The organism is Conexibacter sp. JCM 18997 (assembly GCF_055391915.1).
This window is the reverse complement of record NZ_AP043885.1, coordinates 2,952,936-2,969,061: the sequence shown is the minus strand read 5'-3', so window position 1 is coordinate 2,969,061 and position 16,126 is coordinate 2,952,936. Positions and strand designations below refer to the sequence as shown.

Below are 16,126 nucleotides of genomic sequence, written 5' to 3'. Positions count from 1 at the left end.
GGGTTGCTTCAGCGGTCGATGATGCGATCATCGGATGCGCGTGAGGATCCTCGTGGTCGACGACGAGCCGGCCGTGCGCTCCGCCCTGGAGCGCGCGCTGCAGCTCGACCACTTCGATGTCGAGCTGGCCGCCGACGGGCGCGACGCGCTCGATGTCCTGGCCCAGCGCCACGTCGACGCGATCGTGCTCGACATCGGCATGCCGCGCCTGGACGGCCTGGAGGTGTGCCGGCGCCTGCGCTCGGCCGGCGACCGCACGCCGGTGCTGATGCTGACCGCGCGCGACGCCGTCGACGACCGCGTCGAGGGCCTGGACGCCGGCGCCGACGACTACCTCGTCAAGCCCTTCGCGCTGCGCGAGCTGCAGGCCCGCGTGCGCGCGCTGCTGCGTCGCACCGAGGCGGTCAACGAGGCCGACGCGCTGCGCTTCGCCGACCTGGTGATGGACCCGACCGCCCACGAGGTGCGCCGGGCCAACCGCCTGATCGAGCTGTCACGCACCGAGTACTCGCTGCTGGAGCTGTTCCTCAGCCACCCGCGCCAGGTGCTGACGCGCTCGACCATCTTCGAGCGCGTGTGGGGCTACGACTTCGGCCCGACCTCCAACTCGCTGGGCGTGTACGTCGGGTACCTGCGCCGCAAGCTCGAGGAGGCCGGCGAGCCGCGCCTGCTCCACACTGTTCGCGGTGTGGGCTACGTGCTGCGGGACTAGCGGGACGCGATGTCGCTGAGGCGCCGCCTGGTGCTGCTCTCGGCGACCGCCGTCGCGGTCGCGGTGATCGCCGCCGCCCTGATCAGCTACGTCGTCGTGCGCAACGAGCTGCGCGACCAGGTCGACTCGCAGCTGCGCGACCAGGCCGGGATGGTCGACCGCCTGCCGCCCGGCGGGTTCATCATCCAGACGCCGGACCCCAACCAGATCCCCGACCTGCCCGCGCGCCGGGGCGGCCCGGCGGGCTATGCGCAGTTCGTCGCCCCCGACGGCGAGTCGGCGGCGCGCGATCCGTCGTCGGCGCTGCCCGTCACCCGGTCGGTGCTGGCCGTCGCCCGCGGCCAGCAGACCCAGCTGGTGACCGACGTGACCGTGGACGGCGAGCACCTGCGGATGCTCGTGCGCCACGTCCCCGGCGGCGGCGCGCTGCAGCTCGCGCGCTCGCTGGAGAGCGCCGACGCGGTGCTGCGCCGCCTGGCGCTGATCCTGGTGCTGCTGTGCGTGGCGGGCATCGCGCTGTCGGTGCTGCTGGCCCGGATCGTCGCGCGCTCGGTCCTGCGTCCGATCGACGACCTGACCGAGGCGGCCGAGCACATCGAGCTGACCGGCGACCTGCAACGGCGCATCGAGGCGCCCGGCACCGACGAGGTCGGGCGGCTGGCCGCGCGCTTCAACGCGATGCTCGACCGCCTGGGCTCGTCGCTGGCCGCCCAGCGCCAGCTGGTGGCCGACGCCTCGCACGAGCTGCGCACGCCGATCACCAGCCTGCGCACGAACATCGAGGTGCTGCTCGAGGTCGACGACATGGACGTCGTGGCGCGCCGCGAGCTGCTGCACGACGTCGTCGAGCAGAGCGACGAGCTCGGCGCGCTGGTCGGCGACCTGATCGAGCTGGCCCGAGCGGACGAGCCGCCGTCGGTGGCCAACGAGGACGTGCGCCTGGACGCGCTGCTGGAGGACGCGGTCGCTCGCGCGCGCCTGCACCACCCGGGGGTCGACTACCGGCTCGACAGCGAGCCGTGCACGCTGGAGGCGCGCCCGGATCGCCTGGGGCGCGCGGTCAACAACCTGCTCGACAACGCCGCCAAGCACGGCGGCGACGGCCCCGTCGAGGTGACGCTGCGCGACGGCGTCCTGCTCGTGCGCGATCACGGTCCGGGCGTGCCCGAGGCCGACCGCACGCTGATCTTCGACCGCTTCTACCGCGGCGCCGCGGCGCGCGCCGGCTCGGGCACCGGCCTCGGCCTGGCGATCGTCCGCCAGGTGGCCGAGGCCCACGGCGGCAGCGTCGCGTTGCGCGTGCCCGCCGACGGCGGCGCCGCCTTCGAGCTGCGCCTGCCGGTCGAGCGCCGCGTCGCGGCGTAGGCTGCAGGGCATGTGGCAACGGCTGGCCATCGCCTGGGCGTGCAACATCGCCGCGATCTTCGTCGCCGCCGCGCTGCTGGACGGCATCGCCTACGGCGACAGCTGGTGGGCGCTCGTGCTCGCCGCGCTGGTCTTCAGCCTGGTCAACGCCTTCGTCCGGCCGGTGATCTTCGTGCTGTCGCTGCCGCTGATCGTGCTCACCCTGGGCATCGCGCTGTTCTTCGTGAACCTGCTGATGCTCTACGTGACCAGCTGGATCGTCAGCGACTTCCGGATCGACGGCTTCTGGTCGGCGGTCGGCGCCACGATCATCATCTGGCTGGTCAACGCCCTGCTCCAAGCCACCGTTTTCAAGCGCTTCAACGAGGAGCAGAAGCGCGAGCGCGAGGAGCGCTACCGCGTCTGAGAACGGCATCCCCCAACTGGGGGATATTGGAGCCAATGACTTGCATTGGATCCACGGCGGGGGTAGCTTACGAAAGGTGATTGCGACTCATATGACCCTCATGGTCACTCGCTCTCACTTCACATAGCGAATACCCGTCCCTTCGGGGACACCCTCTCCTCCCCTTGAACGCCTCGGTCCCCACCGGGGCGTTCATCTTTCTCCAGACGTTCACGCGCGCCTACCATCAGGGGCATGTCGTCCGAGACCGCACCGGCAGATGTCGTCGACCTGATCGTCGGCCTGCTCGGCGAGGTCGACGAGGAGGACTTCCACCTCGCGCCGCGCTCGGAGTACTACAGCCGGCTGTGCCAGGCCGTCTGCCAGGTGGTGGGGATGGACCGCGCGCTGCTGTTCCTCGATGACGAGGTCCGGCGCGCCGTGCGCCCGATGGGCAGCCACGGCTTCGACGGCGCGCTGCTGGAGTCGATCAACGCGCCGCTGACCAGCTCGCGCCTGGTGCAGAACGCGCTCGGCCGCGACGAGGTGATCGTCTTCAACCCGCCGTTCACCGAGGACGAGCTGCCCAGCGAGTACGTCGACGCGTTCGGCCTGTCGACCGTCGCCTGCACGCCGCTCAGCGCGGCCAGCCGCTGGCGTGGCGTGATCATCTCCGACCGCGGCGGCCAGCCCTTCACGCTCACCGCGCAGGAGCGCGACCGGCTGTGGTCGCTGGGCAAGGCCGCGGCGCTGGCCGCCACCGCCCGCGTGGCCACCCGCCAGCAGCTGCTCAACCAGCAGCTGTCCGAGCGCCTGGGCCTCGCGCGCGAGCTGCACGACTCGGTCATCCAACGGCTGTTCGGCATCACCGCGCTGCTGCGCTCCGGTGAGACGCTGGGCCCCGTCGAGCGCGAGCGCTGCGCCGAGGAGGCCGAGCGCGCGATGCACGAGCTGCGCGAGGTGATCGAGCGCCCGCTCGCGCCACCGGACCTCGACGACTCCGCCCTGACCCTCAGCCAGGAGCTCGAGCGCATCAACGGCCAGCCCGGCCAGACGCCGCTCGACGTGCGCTGGCAGCGCGGCTGCACAGTGCCGCCCCAGTACGAGCCGTTGCTGCAGTCCGTGCTGCACGAGGCGCTGCGCAACGCCGACAAGCATGCCCACGCGACGACGATCGAGGTCGACGTGCGCGCGACCGAGGAGGCGCTGCACATGACGGTCGTCAACGACGGCATCATCCCCAACCCGTCCAACAAGCCCCGCGGCACCGGCGTCGGACTGCGCCTGTGCGCGATGGAGGCGCTGCGCGACGGCGGCGCGCTGGAGTTCGGCCCGCGCGGCAACGGCGTCGAGTGGCGCGTCCGCGTGACCCTGCCGCTGCCATGAGACGCCACTACGACAAGCTGCGGGTGCTGATCGTCGACGACCACGAGGTCGTCCACTGGGGCCTGCGCGCGCTGCTCTCCGGGCAGGAGTGGGTGGAGCGCTGCCTGGTCGCCTCCAACGCCGCCGACGCGCTGGAGATGACCGAGCGCTACGAGCCGCACGTCGCGCTGATCGACCTGTTCCTGGGCGACGCGTCCGGCGCCGAGCTGTGCCGCGAGCTGCGCAAGCGCTCGCCGATCACCAACGTGCTGCTGTTCTCCGGGTCCGGGCGCATGAGCGCCGCGGCGGCCCGCGCGGCCGGCGCCTCGGGGTTCGTCTCCAAGGGCCTGGGCGCGCGCGACGTGATGTCGGCGATCCGCGTGATCGGGCTGGGCGGGCAGGTGTTCGGCGAGGGCACGCCCGCCGCCGAGGAGAGCCAGCAGCTGACCGAGCGCGAGCGCGAGGTGCTCGCTCTGGTGGCCACCGGCGCGACGAACCGCGAGATCGCGCTGCAGCTGCATCTCAGCCACCACACGGTCAAGGACTACACGCGCAACGTGTTCCGCAAGCTCGAGGTGCGCAACCGCGCCGAGGCAGTCCAACGCGCCCAAAGGCTCGGCCTGCTGGCCTGACCGGGCACGGTTTTGTCCCGATCGGGGTAGCTTGGCCGTCATGCGATGCGGGATCGCGCTGGTGTTGACCGTCGCCGCCACGGCCCTGGTGGCCTGTGGCTCGGATTCGACGGACGCACCCGCCAAGACAGTGGACACGTCCACCGCGGCCGAGTCACCGGCCGCCACCACGGCACCCCAGACCGAGCCCCAGGCCCAGGCCGCGGCCAGCGGCGTGCGCCTGAAGAAGGTGGGCACGTTCACGGAGCCGGTGGCCTTCGCGGCGCCGCCCAAGGACACCCACCGGCAGTTCGTCGTCGAGCAGAGCGGGACGATCAAGGTCATCAAGGACGGCAAGGTCCTGGCCACGCCCTTCCTCGACATCCGCGACCGCGTCGTCGCCGGCGGTGAGCAGGGCCTGCTCGGCCTGGCCTTCGCGCCCGACTACGCGACCTCCAAGCGCTTCTACGTCTACTACACCGCCAAGGGCGACGGGGCCAACACGGTGGCCGAGTTCCGGGCCGCCAGCGCCGACCGCGCCGATTCCGGCAGCGCGCGCGTGCTCTTCGCCCAGCCCGACAGCGAGTCCAACCACAACGGCGGCCAGCTCCAGTTCGGCCCCGACGGCCTGCTGTACGTCGGCCTGGGCGACGGCGGCGGCGGCAACGACCAGCACGGCTCGCGCGGCAACGGCCAGAACAAGGGCACGCTGCTGGGCAAGATCCTGCGCATCGACCCGCGCGAGTCCGGCGGCAAGGCGTACTCGATCCCGTCGGACAACCCGTTCGTGGGCGAGTCGGGCGCGCGCGGCGAGATCTACGCCTACGGGCTGCGCAACCCCTGGCGCTTCTCCTTCGACCGGGCCAACGGCGCGCTGACCATCGCCGACGTCGGCCAGAACGAGGTCGAGGAGATCGACTACGCCTCCAAGGGCAAGGCGCGCGGCGCCAACTACGGCTGGCGGGCCATCGAGGGCGACCGCAAGAACTTCGACGAGCCCGCGCCCGGCGCGGTCTCCCCGGTGCTGACCAAGACCCACGGCGACGGCTGGTGCTCGATCACCGGCGGCTACGTCGTGCGCGATCCGGCGCTCAAGGCGCTGGCCGGCCGGTACGTCTACAGCGACTTCTGCCTGGGCGAGCTGCGCTCGGCGCGGCTCAGCGACGGGCGCGCCACCGGCGACCGGGCGATCGCCGGCCTGCCGAAGGTGCAGAGCGTCTCGTCCTTCGGGGAGGACGCGCGCGGGCGCGTGTACGTTCTGTCGCTCAGTGGCCCCGTGTACCGCTTCGTCAGCAAGTAGGCCGTCGTGATCGCCGGCGTGGATGTCGCGCTCGTGCGAGCCGACAACCCGGGACCGCTGACCCTGAGCGGCACGAACACCTGGCTGCTGGGCCGCGATCCGTGCTGGATCGTCGATCCCGGCCCGGCGCTCGACGGCCACCTCGACGCGGTCGCGCACGCCGCGACGCTGCGCGGCGGGGTGGGCGGCATCGCGCTGACCCATGACCACAACGACCACAGCGATGGCGTGCCCGGCCTGCTGGAGCGCGTCGGCGCGGTCGAGGTGGCCCGCATCGGCGAGCTCGGCCCGCTGCGCGCGCTGCTCTCGCCGGGGCACTCGGCCGACTCGGTCACCTGGATCGCCGGCACGGTCGCGTTCTCCGGCGACACCGTGCTGGGCGCCGGCAGCGTCTTCGTCGCCGGCCAGCTGGGCGAGTACCTCGACGCGCTGGAGCAGCTGCGCGCGCTGGAGCTGACGCTGCTGCTGCCCGGCCACGGCGATCCGGTCCTGGATCCGAGCGCCCGCGTGGGCGAGCTGATCGAGCACCGCCTCGAGCGCGAGCGCAAGCTGGTGGCCGCGCTGGACGACGGCGCCCGCAGCGTCGACGCGCTGCTGGACCGGGCCTGGAGCGACGCCCCGACCGAGCTGCGCCCGGCCGCGGCCTGGAGCCTGGCCGCCCACCTCGACAAGCTGGAGGCCGAGGGCCGGCTGCCCGACGGGGTGCAGCGGCCCTAGCCCTGACCGCCGGTGGCGGCCTGGGCACGTCGGGCTGGGGAGCGCGACGGGCCGGAGCTTGCGGCCGCGCTCAGCGGACCTGGATCGGCGTGCCGATCGGCGCGTGACGGGCCAGCCAGCGGATGTCGGCGTTGCGCAGGCGCATGCAGCCGTGCGACGGGCGGCCCGGCAGCAGCTCGGGCTGGTCGGTGCCGTGGATGCCGATCACGCCGCCGCCCGGCCAGTCCGACAGGACGGAGTAGTTGCTCGTGCCGAACGCGTACGGGCCGTACATCGGGTGCCCGGCGGGCACCTTCAGCAGCTCGCGGATGACGAAGCGGCCGGCGGGCGTCGGGGTCGCGGCCTTCCCCACCCCGACGGGCAGGCGCCGGACGAGGCGCCCCGCGCGGTACAGGGTCAGCGTCAGCTTGCGCCGGTCGACGACGATCGCCTCGGCCACGACGTGGATCGCGCCCAGGGCGTTGCGCGGGACCCAGCCCGTGCGGCCGTTCGGGCGGCCGGGCACGCGCAGCTGCACCCACCTCTGGCCGTCGGCGGTGCTGCGCTTGCGCAGCAGGAGGTACACCTCGCGCTGCTCGTCCTCGGTGCGGCTGTGCAGCCGCGTGATGCGCGCCGCGGTCGCCGACGGGCCGGTGCGGATCCACGCCGCCGCGGCCGGGTGGGCCCAGCGGCTCTCGGTCCGCTCGTCGGACAGGCGCGTGACGTGCGCGGCGCGGGCCGCCGGCGCCCCGAGGGCGCCGGCGGCGAGCAGCACGATCAGCGTGGCGGACGCGCGCCGCACGGTCAGCCGGTGAACGACGGGCTGACGGCGGCCGGCCGGCGCTCGGCCTGCGCGGCCTTGGCCAGCGGGATGCGGATCACGACGCGCTGCACGGTGCGCACGTTCGGGCCGCCGTCCAGGTGGTTGTCGATGGTCAGCGTGGCGCGGACCTTGCGGATGCCGTCGTGCTGCAGGCGCTTGACCACGGAGGGCTTCAGGCGGACCTTCAGCAGGTGCGACTGGCCCGCGGCGATCTCGACGCCCCGGAAGCTGGCCAGCGTCGTGAGCCTGCGCGCCGCGGCCCGGGCCAGTTCGGTGGGCAGGTCGATCGTCAGGTCGCCGCTGGCGTCACAGCCGGTGGCGGTCGCCGGGCAGGCCAGCGGCAGCTTGGCCTGACCGGCCTTGGTGGTCGGGACGACCGGCAGCGACGAGCGGCCGTCGGAGGCGCCCGAGCCGCCCTCGTCGGCGCCGCTCAGGTGCACGCCCCAGGCCGTCTGGACGGCCTTGGTGTTCGCCGTGGCGGCGGTCGGCAGCGTCGGGCCGCCCGCCGTGGGGGCCTTGGGCGTGAGCGTGACCGGGCCCGGCAGGTTGGTCGGCGCGGTCGGCTCGGGAGCCGTGGCCTTGGGCGCTTCGGCCGGGGTGGTGGTCGGCGTCGTGGGGAACGGCGTCGTCGCGGGCAGCGCGTCGACGGTCCAGGTCAGCTTCACCGAGCCGACGCCGTACCCGGTGGCCAGCGCGTACGCACAGCTCGTCGCGGGGGACGAGCAGTCGGACATCCCGCCGCCGCCCGGGCCGCCGTAGCCGTTGATCGAGCTCCCGCCACCGCCGCCGCCGTACAGGCCGGACCCGCCGCCACCGCCGCCCCGGAAGGCATCGGGCGCGTTGACCGACCCGTTGGCGCCCTGTCCACCCTCGCCCGCCTCGCCGAGGACGGTGAAGTTCGTCCCGGGGACGCCGTCCTCGACGTAGTCGAACACGTGCGTGCCGGTGTTGGGATCCTTCGCGCCGCCGGCACCGGGGCCGGAGTCGGTCGCGCCCAGGCCGCCGGCGCCCTGGCCGGGACCGGCCGGGAGGTCGGTGATGCCGTCCCCGGCGGGATGGCCGGGCCAGCCCGCGTCGCCCCCCTGGCCGTAGTGCGGCGTGATGCCCATGCCGAAGTTGCTCGAGCCGCCGCCTCCGCCGCCGGCGGCGATCAGCTGGGGACGCACGGTGTAGCCCCACGGCGCGATGCTGACGGACGCCATGCCGCCACCGTCGCCGAAGCCCATCAGGTCGCCACCCAGCGCCTGGGAGCGGTCGACGCAGACGTACACCGACTGGCCGGCGGTGACGGGCCAGTCGGCGGTGACCACCGCGCCGCGGCCGGCGGGGTTGGGGTCGAGGTCGGTGTAGCCCGGTGAGCCCGAGGCGCCCTGCGCACGGATGTGCAGCGTGGAGACGCGGCTGGGGACGACCGCCTCGTAGCAGCCCTTGACCGAGAACGTGGTGGGGCTGGAGACCAACGGCGTGATGGTCGGGGGCGGCGGACCGCCGGCGGCGAGGGCGCCCGGCGCGGTCGACGCGGCCGCGCCGATCAGGAGGAAGGCCGACGCGGCGCCGGCGGTGAAACGAGACATGGCCGCTTCGATCGGCTCGGCCCGGGCGGCCTGAACCCTTGATCGGTCATCCGGCCAGCAGGTTGCGCCGGGCCAGCTCGTGGGCCGCGGTCAGCGGCGTCGCGTCGATCGCGCGGGCGTCGGCGTAGACGCGGCGCAGGGTGTCGGCGATCCCGCGCACGCGTGTCCGGGCCCGGCGCGGGTCGTAGCCCTCGGGCTCCAGCTCGACGGCGATGTTGATGATCCCGCCGGCGTTGGCCACGAAGTCCGGCGCCCACAGGATCCCGCGCGCGTGCAGGAGATCGGCGACGACGTCGTCGGCCAGCTGGTTGTTGGCCGCGCCGGCGACGACGGCGCAGCGCAGGGCGGGCGCGGTCTGGTGGTCGAGGACGCCGCCCAGCGCGCAGGGCGCCAGCACGTCGACGTCGGCGAGCATCGCCTTCTGGGGCGTCATCCAGCGCGCGCCGAGGTCGGCGGCCAGGGCGCGCTTGGCCGGATCGATGTCGGCCACGACGAGCTTGGCGCCCGCCTTCGCGCAGGCCTGGGCCACCCGCGCGCCGACGTGCCCGAGGCCGACGACGGCGACCGACCGGCCCTTCAGCGACGCCGAGCCGAGCGCCTGCTGCACCGAGACGCCGATCGCCGCCTCGACGCCAAGCGCGGTCCACGGTGACGGGTCGCCCGAGCCGCCGCGCTTGCGCGACAGGCCGGTGACGTGGCCGGTCACCCCGGCGATGACCTGCATGTCGCGGGCCGAGGTGCCCACGTCCTCGGCGGTCACGTAGCGGCCGTCGAGCGCGGCCACGGTGTCGCCGAAGTCCGCCAGCGCGGCGCGCCGGCGCGCGGGCGAGATCGGTTCGTCGGCGGGCAGCATCACGACGCCCTTGCCGCCTCCGAGCGGCAGCGCGGCGACCGACGACTTGAACGTCATCGCGCGCGACAGCCGCAGCGCGTCACGCAGCGCAGCGCGCGCGTCGTCGTAGCGCCACACGCGACAGCCGCCGAGCGCCGGCCCGCGCACGGTCGAGTGGACGGCGACGATCGTGAACAGCCCTGATCGCCGCCCGCGGCGGATCAGGACCTCCTCGTGGTCGAGCGTGGCGAGGTACTCCACGCCGACCGGGGAGGTCAGGGAGCGACCGTGCCGACCGGCGTGCTGGCCGTGATGGGGGCGGCCGTGCCGGCCGCGGCCGCCGGGCCGGTGGAGACCGACCCTGAGGCTGAAGTCGAGGTTGAGGTCGAGGAGGTCCCGGACGTCGTTCCGGTGCTCGTGCCGGTCGTCGTCGTCGCGCTGGCGCTCGTGCTGCCGGTCGCGCTCGTCGTCGGGGCCGAGCCCGTCGCGCTGGTCGCGCCCGTCGTGCTCGTCGGATCCGTCGTCGGGGTCTCGGTCGGCGGAGACGGTGCCACGGCGCCGCCGGTCACGTTGGCCACGGCCGGCTTGGCCGTCGCGCTGGCCGCGGCGTCCTGCGCGTTGGCGTCGGCGTAGATCTCGTCATCGGGTGTGATCGGCTGCGGCGCGTTGGCCGCGGCGGCGGCGCTCGGCTTGGCGGCTTCGCGCAGCGCCCGCACGTGGGTGGCCCGGTCGGCGGCGGCGGTCGTCGCACCCGCGGCCGCCGAAGCGGCCACCGGCGCCGCGGTCAGCTTCTCCATCGGCGAGCGGCTGAGCGTGGCGCCCCGCGTCACCGGCGTGCGGCTGGCGGCGTTGGCGGACGCGCCGCTGATCGAGGCAGTGTGCGCCGGGGCGGTCAGCGGCTGCACCGCGCGCTTGACCGCGTTCTCGATGTCGCCGGCCGCGCCGGTGACCAGCGCGGCCGAGCACACGACGACGGCGACCTTGCAGGCCGTGGCCGTCGCGGCACCGCCGCCGACGACCGTGGCCGCGCCACCGCCGCCCAGCACGGCGCCGCTGCCGGCGGCCGCGCCACCGGCGCCGCTGCCCAGGCCGAAGAGCTTCAGGAACGCGCCCATCGGGCCGTGCGACGGCGCCAGGGCGCCGAGCCCGCGCTGCAGGCTGCGCAGCTCGGTGCGGTAGGTCCGGCAACCGGAGCAGTCGCGCAGGTGCCGGCGCGCCTTGCCCGACGCGCGCACGCCCTTGTCGTAGGACGCCATCAGGTCGTTGCGGATCTCCACGCAGGAGGTGTCGCGCGCCTCGATCGCCTCGACCAGCCCGATGCGGGCCCGGACGAGCAGCGACTTGATCGCGGGGACGGTGACGTCCAGGGCGTCGGCCAGCTCCTGGTAGCTGAGGCCGTCCATCTCGCGCATCAGCAGGGCGGAGCGCTGCGCCTCGGGGAGCCGCTGGACGTCCTCGACGAGGCGGCGCAGGTCCTCGCGGCGCTGGCTCTCCTCGAGCGGGTCGCGCAGCGGGGAGCGCGAAAGATCGAACACGTCGGCCTGGGCGGGCGTGGGCCGGCGCAGCTGATCGATGCAGCGGTTGTGGGCCACCCGGTACAGCCAGGCGCGCAGCGACAGGGGGCGGTCGTTGGCGCGCAGCGCGCCGTAGGCCCGCAGGAAGACGTCCTGCAGCGCGTCCTCGGCGTCCTGGCGCGAGCCGCCGAGCATCTGACGGGTGTAGGCGAAGAGCCGTTGCCGGTAGCGGTCGAAGATCACCTGGAAGGCGTCTTCGTTGCCGGCGCGGAAAGCGGCGACGAGCTGCTCGTCCGAACGGAGACGCAGAAGCGGGCTCGCGATCGAGATCCGACTGAGCCCTGCAGGTGCGTGAAGTGCGCCGGCTTCCATTGGGTGTGCTCCTTTCCGGCGACTCTAACCCCTCACGCCGCCGGAAGTTTCTCCCTTTGGTCCGGCGAGGACGTTCGGCGGCGCCGGGGTGCGCGGGAGTGCGCCCGGTACGCTGCCGCGATGGCGGACGCCTCCCCCTTCCCGCGCATCGCGGACTACGCGTTCCTGTCGGACTGTCACACCGGGGCGCTCGTCGCTCCGGACGGCTCGGTCGAGTGGCTGTGCCTCCCGTGGTTCGACAGCCCGAGCGCCTTCTCGACGCTGCTCGATCGGGGCGCCGGAGCCTTCCGCGTGGGTCCCTACGGCGTGTCGGTCCCGGCCGGTCGCCGCTACGACCCGGGCACCAACGTGCTCGAGACGACGTGGATGACCAAGGGCGGTTGGCTGGTCGTGCGCGACGCGCTGACCATCGGCGAGTGGCGCGACGACGGGGAGAGCCAGTCGCACGTGCGCCCGCCGCAGGACTACGACGCCGAGCTGATGCTCGTGCGCACGATCGAGTGCACCTACGGCGAGGTCGCGGTCGAGTTCGTCTGCGAGCCGCAGTTCGAGTACGGCCAGATCGCCGCCAGCTGGGAGGCCTCGCCGCTGCCCACCGGCCACCAGTCGTTCATCACCACCAGCGGCGGCGAGCCGGCGCTGAAGCTGACCAGCTCGCTGCGCGGCGGGATCGAGGGCGACCGCGTGCGCGGCCGGCACGTGATGACCGAGGGCGAGCGCGCCTTCGTGGCGCTCTCGTGGCGGGGCGACGACGAGTTGCCCCACGACGTCGACGACGCCTGGGCCAGGGTCGACCGCACGCGCCACTACTGGCGCCGCTGGCTGGAGACCGGCGAGTTCCCCGACCACCCGTGGCGGGTCTACCTGCAGCGCTCGGCGCTGGTGCTCAAGGGCCTGACCTTCCAGCCCACCGGCGCGCTGGTCGCCGCGCCGACCACGTCGCTGCCCGAGACGCCGCAGGGCGAGCGCAACTGGGACTACCGCTACTGCTGGATGCGCGACGCCGCCTTCACGCTGTGGGGGCTGCACGCGCTGGGCATGGACTGGGAGGCCGAGGACTTCCTGCAGTTCGTCGCCGACCTGGAGCGCAACGCGGACGGCTCGCTGCAGATCATGTACGGCATCCGCGGCGCCAAGGACCTGACCGAGTCGACCTTGGACCACCTCAAGGGCTACGAGGGCGCGGTCCCGGTGCGGATCGGCAACGGCGCGTTCGACCAGCGTCAGAACGACGTCTACGGCGCGGTGCTCGACTCGGTCTACATCCACACCAAGGAGACCGACCACATCCCCGAGCGGCTGTGGCCGGTGCTGGTCGACCAGGTCGAGGCGGCGGCGCGCGTGTGGTGTGAGCCCGACCAGGGGATCTGGGAGGCCCGCGGCGAGCCCCAGCACTACGTCTCCAGCAAGGTCATGTGCTGGGTGGCGATGGATCGCGGGGCCGATCTGGCCACGCTGCGCGGCGAGACGGAGCTCGCGCTGAAGTGGCGCGCGATCGCCGACGAGATCCACGCCGAGGTGCTGGAGAAGGGCGTCAGCGAGCGCGGGGTCTTCCGCCAGCACTACGCCACCGACGCGCTGGACGCCTCGACGCTGCTGATCCCGCTGCAGCGGTTCCTGCCCGGCGACGATCCGCGCGTCCGCGCGACGGCGGAGGCGATCGCCGACGAGCTGACCGAGAACGGGCTGGTGCTGCGCTACAAGGTCGACGAGACCGACGACGGCCTGCACGGGCGCGAGGGCACGTTCCTGATCTGCTCGTTCTGGCTGGTCAGCGTGCTCAGCGAGATCGGCGACAAGGACCAGGCCAAGGCGCTGTGCGAGCGACTGCTGTCCTACGCCGGGCCGCTGCTGACCTACGCCGAGGAGCTCGATGCGGTGTCCGGCCGCCACCTGGGCAACTACCCGCAGGCGTTCACGCATCTGGCGCTGATCAACGCCGTCTCACATGTGATCGCCGACGATTCGTGACGTTTCGCATTTAGACGCGCCGGGAATTGGTGGAGCGCCATGAAGAGACTCCTCCTCCTCGGCGCCCTCGGTGGCGCCCTCATCGCCGCTGGTCCCGCTGAAGCCGCCAAGGTGCACCCGTGTGGACGCAGTGGTCTCGCACAGATCACGAAGGTGTTCCACGCGGGCATCTCGTGTGGCGACTCCCTCGTGGTGGTCCGCTCGGTCGAGGCCCACAAGGCGCAGTGCGCGCCCTACACCCAGCAGACGGTCGCGCCGTTCCGCGAGTGTGTGGTGACGCCCGCGCTGTCGGTCGGCAACCGCAACTTCTTCTGCCGCTCGGCCTACGAGACCAACGACTCCAACAAGCGCTACTGGCGCACGACGTGCAAGTCGTTCTCCGGTGACGTCGTGAAGTACCGCCGCGACGGTCAGTACGTCGGCTGATGCAGCTGCTGGTGCTCGCCGACGAGCCGGTCGACGCCGCGCGCGTGCGCGCGGCGTTGCCCGACGAGTCCGGCCTCGACGAGGCGCGCGTGCTCGTGGTGACGCCCGCCCGCAACGAGTCGTCCCTGGCGTTCTGGATGTCCGACAGCGACGAGGCGATCGAGGACGCCACCGAGACCGAGGAGCGCAGCGTCGAGGCGTTGCGCTCCGACGGGATCCAGGCGGCCGGTGAGGTCGGCGAGAGCCAGCCGCTGCTCGCGCTGCAGGACGCGCTGGCCACCTTCCAGGCCGATCTCGTGCTGCTGCTGACCGAGGACGACGAGCTCGAGCGCCAGGCGCGCGAGGAGCTCGACGTGCGGGTCGTCCGCGGCTAGAGCTCGAGGTCTTCGCGCGCGGCGACGACCGTCTCGTGCAGGGTGGCGCGCGCGTCGTGGCGCGGGCGCCACTTCAGCTCGCGCCGCGCCTTGGTCGCGCTCATCAACACCGGCGTGCGCGCGGCCTCGATCCACTTGGCCTCGTCGGGCACGAACGGCAGCCGGGCGACGACCTCGGCCACCGCGTCCACGGCCAGCTCGGGCACCGGCACGCTGTACCAGTGCAGCTCGTCGGCCAGATCGGACATGGTCACCTCGCCCGACGCGGCGAGGTTGTAGACGCCGGCCGGGCCGCGGCCCAGGATGCCGGCGCGCAGCGCGGTGGCCACGTCGTCGTGGTGCACGAGCTGGAACGGGATGCCGGGATCGGGCAGCACCGGCTTGAGCACCGGGACGCTGTCGAACAGCGCGCGGATCGCGCCGGGCAGCTTCGCGCCGATCCGGATGTAGGGGAGCTCCTCGATCAGCATCAGCGCGTCGGGCCCGGCGACGATGCACGGCCGGAACACGTAGGTGTCGATCGACGCGCCGTCGGTCTCCTGGGCCAGCACGTCCTCGACCGCCGCCTTGTGATGCGAGTACGGATGGCGCTCGGACCCGCGCGTGGGGACGTCCTCGGTCAGCGGCGACGGGTTGTCCTCGTGGAAGCCGTAGGCCGCGACCGACGACGCGTAGACCAGACGCTGGGCGCCGGCGGCGATCGCCGCCTGGAAGACGTTGCGCGAGCCCTCGAGGTTGATGCTCTCGCTGGCCGCGGATCCGGCCACGATCACGAAGGCCAGGTGGACGACGACGTCGGCGCCGCGGACCAGCGCGTCGACGTCGGCGCGGTTGGTGACGTCGCCCTGGCGGAACTCGACCTTGCGCAGTCCGTCGGCGTGCGGGTCGTACGGGCGCCGGGCCATGGCCACGATCTGCGTCACGTCGCGCGAGCGGTCCAGCGCGCGCAGCAGGGGACGGCCGAGGTCGCCCGTGGCGCCGGTGACCGCGACGCGCACGCTCATGACTCGGGGAAGCCGGGTTCGCCGGGCAGCAGGATCCGCGCGGTCTCGCCGGTGACCACGACGCGCGGCTCGACGGGCACGACCTCGCTCGTGCGCGCATGGGCCAGCACCGCATCGGCGCTGTCGAACAGCCGCAGCTGCTCGAGGTGCTTGATGGTGGGGAAGACCAGCAGCAGCTCGCCGGCCTGATGCGCGGCCAATGCGCCGGCCGGGCTGAACCAGCCGAAGTCGACGCACTCGCCGCCGTCGACGCTGGGCTCCTGGCCGGCGGGCAACGGCGTCACGAAGAAGCGCGTGTCGAAGCGGACCTTCAGCTCGGGCGGCGTGATCCAGCGGCTGAACGTGGTCAGCGTGTCTGGATCGACCCGGACCGCGGCCTCCTCGTGCAGCTCGCGCGCGGCGGCCTCGGTGTCGCTCTCGTCGGCCTCCACCGAACCGCCGGGGAAGACCCATGCGCCGCCCATGAACCGCGACTGCGGATTGCGCTGCACCAGCAGCACATCGAGCGCGTCCGCGCCGCCACGCAACAGGATGACCGTGCACGCGTCACGCGGCACGACCACGACCCCGTCGTCGCTGAGCTCCTCCACCACGGCCACGACGATACCGTTGCGGACATGAGCGAGACGAGCACCGTGCAGCAGTGGATCTGCGAGTCGTGCGGATTCATCTACGACCCGGCCGAGGGAGACCCCGACGGCGGCATCCCGCCGGGCACGGCGTTCGCCGACATCCCCGACACCTGGTTCTGCCCCGTCTGCGGCGCGCGCAAGAAGGACTTCGTCCCCTACGAGGACTGAGC

The 16,126-nt window shown here is 73.2% G+C and carries 17 protein-coding genes; 11 read left to right on the top strand and 6 right to left on the bottom strand.

Annotated features, from left to right (window positions below):
• Positions 1 to 40: 40 nt before the first annotated feature.
• From ACZ5UI_RS15145 to ACZ5UI_RS15115, 7 genes are all read left to right on the top strand, one after another.
• Positions 41 to 712, top strand: a complete 672-nt coding sequence (locus tag ACZ5UI_RS15145; protein WP_464197830.1) for a response regulator transcription factor — start codon at positions 41 to 43, stop codon at positions 710 to 712.
• Between the two features lie 9 nt (positions 713 to 721).
• On the top strand, positions 722 to 2,077 hold the full coding sequence (locus ACZ5UI_RS15140) for a sensor histidine kinase (RefSeq protein WP_464188241.1): 1,356 nt from the start codon (positions 722 to 724) through the stop codon (positions 2,075 to 2,077).
• A gap of 10 nt (positions 2,078 to 2,087) precedes the next feature.
• The gene (locus tag ACZ5UI_RS15135) at positions 2,088 to 2,483 is read left to right on the top strand and encodes a phage holin family protein (protein ID WP_464188239.1); all 396 of its coding nucleotides are present in this window, start codon (positions 2,088 to 2,090) and stop codon (positions 2,481 to 2,483) included.
• A 234-nt stretch (positions 2,484 to 2,717) separates the two neighbouring features.
• Positions 2,718 to 3,848: a GAF domain-containing sensor histidine kinase gene (locus ACZ5UI_RS15130; RefSeq protein ID WP_464188236.1), complete on the top strand. Its 1,131-nt coding sequence runs from the start codon at positions 2,718 to 2,720 to the stop codon at positions 3,846 to 3,848.
• Entirely contained in the window at positions 3,845 to 4,459 is a 615-nt protein-coding gene (locus tag ACZ5UI_RS15125; protein WP_464188234.1) for a response regulator transcription factor, read from the top strand. The genes ACZ5UI_RS15130 and ACZ5UI_RS15125 overlap by 4 nt, the downstream gene beginning before the upstream one ends.
• Positions 4,460 to 4,499: 40 nt before the next feature.
• Positions 4,500 to 5,738 carry a PQQ-dependent sugar dehydrogenase gene (locus tag ACZ5UI_RS15120; protein WP_464188232.1) on the top strand — a complete coding sequence of 413 codons (1,239 nt, stop codon included), beginning with the start codon at positions 4,500 to 4,502 and terminating at the stop codon, positions 5,736 to 5,738.
• 6 nt (positions 5,739 to 5,744) lie between these two features.
• Positions 5,745 to 6,455: an MBL fold metallo-hydrolase gene (locus tag ACZ5UI_RS15115; RefSeq protein ID WP_464188229.1), complete on the top strand. Its 711-nt coding sequence runs from the start codon at positions 5,745 to 5,747 to the stop codon at positions 6,453 to 6,455.
• Between the two features lie 70 nt (positions 6,456 to 6,525).
• On the opposite strand, the gene ACZ5UI_RS15110 is transcribed toward ACZ5UI_RS15115, so the two are convergent.
• From ACZ5UI_RS15110 to ACZ5UI_RS15095, 4 genes are read right to left on the bottom strand one after another with little or no spacing between them, the layout of a single operon-like run.
• Positions 6,526 to 7,236 carry a L,D-transpeptidase family protein gene (locus ACZ5UI_RS15110; protein WP_464188227.1) on the bottom strand — a complete coding sequence of 237 codons (711 nt, stop codon included), beginning with the start codon at positions 7,234 to 7,236 and terminating at the stop codon, positions 6,526 to 6,528.
• A gap of 2 nt (positions 7,237 to 7,238) precedes the next feature.
• Positions 7,239 to 8,831 carry a hypothetical protein gene (locus ACZ5UI_RS15105; protein WP_464188225.1) on the bottom strand — a complete coding sequence of 531 codons (1,593 nt, stop codon included), beginning with the start codon at positions 8,829 to 8,831 and terminating at the stop codon, positions 7,239 to 7,241.
• A 46-nt stretch (positions 8,832 to 8,877) separates the two neighbouring features.
• Positions 8,878 to 9,924: a Glu/Leu/Phe/Val family dehydrogenase gene (locus ACZ5UI_RS15100; RefSeq protein WP_464188223.1), complete on the bottom strand. Its 1,047-nt coding sequence runs from the start codon at positions 9,922 to 9,924 to the stop codon at positions 8,878 to 8,880.
• A gap of 14 nt (positions 9,925 to 9,938) precedes the next feature.
• Positions 9,939 to 11,420 carry an RNA polymerase sigma factor gene (locus ACZ5UI_RS15095; RefSeq protein WP_464188221.1) on the bottom strand — a complete coding sequence of 494 codons (1,482 nt, stop codon included), beginning with the start codon at positions 11,418 to 11,420 and terminating at the stop codon, positions 9,939 to 9,941.
• A gap of 249 nt (positions 11,421 to 11,669) precedes the next feature.
• Here ACZ5UI_RS15095 and ACZ5UI_RS15090 point away from each other — a divergent pair, with 249 nt between their 5' ends.
• The 3 genes from ACZ5UI_RS15090 to ACZ5UI_RS15080 are packed head-to-tail and all read left to right on the top strand — an operon-like array spanning position 11,670 to position 14,320.
• On the top strand, positions 11,670 to 13,520 hold the full coding sequence (locus ACZ5UI_RS15090) for a glycoside hydrolase family 15 protein (RefSeq protein WP_464188219.1): 1,851 nt from the start codon (positions 11,670 to 11,672) through the stop codon (positions 13,518 to 13,520).
• A gap of 39 nt (positions 13,521 to 13,559) precedes the next feature.
• Complete coding sequence (locus ACZ5UI_RS15085; protein WP_464188218.1) at positions 13,560 to 13,946, top strand: hypothetical protein; 387 nt, start codon at positions 13,560 to 13,562, stop codon at positions 13,944 to 13,946.
• Positions 13,946 to 14,320 (top strand): hypothetical protein, encoded by a 375-nt coding sequence (locus ACZ5UI_RS15080; RefSeq protein ID WP_464188216.1) that lies wholly within the window; start codon positions 13,946 to 13,948, stop codon positions 14,318 to 14,320. Before ACZ5UI_RS15085 ends, ACZ5UI_RS15080 begins: the two co-directional genes overlap by 1 nt.
• Here the strand turns inward: ACZ5UI_RS15080 and ACZ5UI_RS15075 are convergent.
• Both ACZ5UI_RS15075 and ACZ5UI_RS15070 read right to left on the bottom strand, forming a co-directional pair.
• On the bottom strand, positions 14,317 to 15,324 hold the full coding sequence (locus ACZ5UI_RS15075; protein ID WP_464188214.1) for an NAD-dependent epimerase/dehydratase family protein: 1,008 nt from the start codon (positions 15,322 to 15,324) through the stop codon (positions 14,317 to 14,319). The genes ACZ5UI_RS15080 and ACZ5UI_RS15075 overlap by 4 nt on opposite strands.
• Positions 15,321 to 15,923 (bottom strand): NUDIX hydrolase, encoded by a 603-nt coding sequence (locus ACZ5UI_RS15070; protein ID WP_464188212.1) that lies wholly within the window; start codon positions 15,921 to 15,923, stop codon positions 15,321 to 15,323. The genes ACZ5UI_RS15075 and ACZ5UI_RS15070 overlap by 4 nt, the downstream gene beginning before the upstream one ends.
• Positions 15,924 to 15,941: 18 nt before the next feature.
• Between ACZ5UI_RS15070 and ACZ5UI_RS15065 the strand changes: the two genes are divergently transcribed.
• A complete protein-coding gene (locus ACZ5UI_RS15065) occupies positions 15,942 to 16,124 on the top strand; it encodes a rubredoxin (RefSeq protein WP_464188210.1) in 183 nt (60 codons plus the stop codon).
• The last annotated feature ends 2 nt before the right edge of the window (positions 16,125 to 16,126 follow it).

What these genes read in the sequence shown, in the direction of transcription:
- ACZ5UI_RS15090 (WP_464188219.1), top strand. Translation starts at nt 11,670, where the DNA reads ATGGCGGACGCCTCCCCCTTCCCGCGCATCGCGGACTACGCGTTCCTG.
- ACZ5UI_RS15135 (WP_464188239.1), top strand. Translation starts at nt 2,088, where the DNA reads ATGTGGCAACGGCTGGCCATCGCCTGGGCGTGCAACATCGCCGCGATC.
- ACZ5UI_RS15140 (WP_464188241.1), top strand. Translation starts at nt 722, where the DNA reads ATGTCGCTGAGGCGCCGCCTGGTGCTGCTCTCGGCGACCGCCGTCGCG.
- ACZ5UI_RS15120 (WP_464188232.1), top strand. Translation starts at nt 4,500, where the DNA reads ATGCGATGCGGGATCGCGCTGGTGTTGACCGTCGCCGCCACGGCCCTG.
- ACZ5UI_RS15105 (WP_464188225.1), bottom strand. Translation starts at nt 8,831, where the DNA reads ATGTCTCGTTTCACCGCCGGCGCCGCGTCGGCCTTCCTCCTGATCGGC.
- ACZ5UI_RS15085 (WP_464188218.1), top strand. Translation starts at nt 13,560, where the DNA reads ATGAAGAGACTCCTCCTCCTCGGCGCCCTCGGTGGCGCCCTCATCGCC.
- ACZ5UI_RS15080 (WP_464188216.1), top strand. Translation starts at nt 13,946, where the DNA reads ATGCAGCTGCTGGTGCTCGCCGACGAGCCGGTCGACGCCGCGCGCGTG.
- ACZ5UI_RS15125 (WP_464188234.1), top strand. Translation starts at nt 3,845, where the DNA reads ATGAGACGCCACTACGACAAGCTGCGGGTGCTGATCGTCGACGACCAC.
- ACZ5UI_RS15130 (WP_464188236.1), top strand. Translation starts at nt 2,718, where the DNA reads ATGTCGTCCGAGACCGCACCGGCAGATGTCGTCGACCTGATCGTCGGC.
- ACZ5UI_RS15065 (WP_464188210.1), top strand. Translation starts at nt 15,942, where the DNA reads ATGAGCGAGACGAGCACCGTGCAGCAGTGGATCTGCGAGTCGTGCGGA.
- ACZ5UI_RS15075 (WP_464188214.1), bottom strand. Translation starts at nt 15,324, where the DNA reads ATGAGCGTGCGCGTCGCGGTCACCGGCGCCACGGGCGACCTCGGCCGT.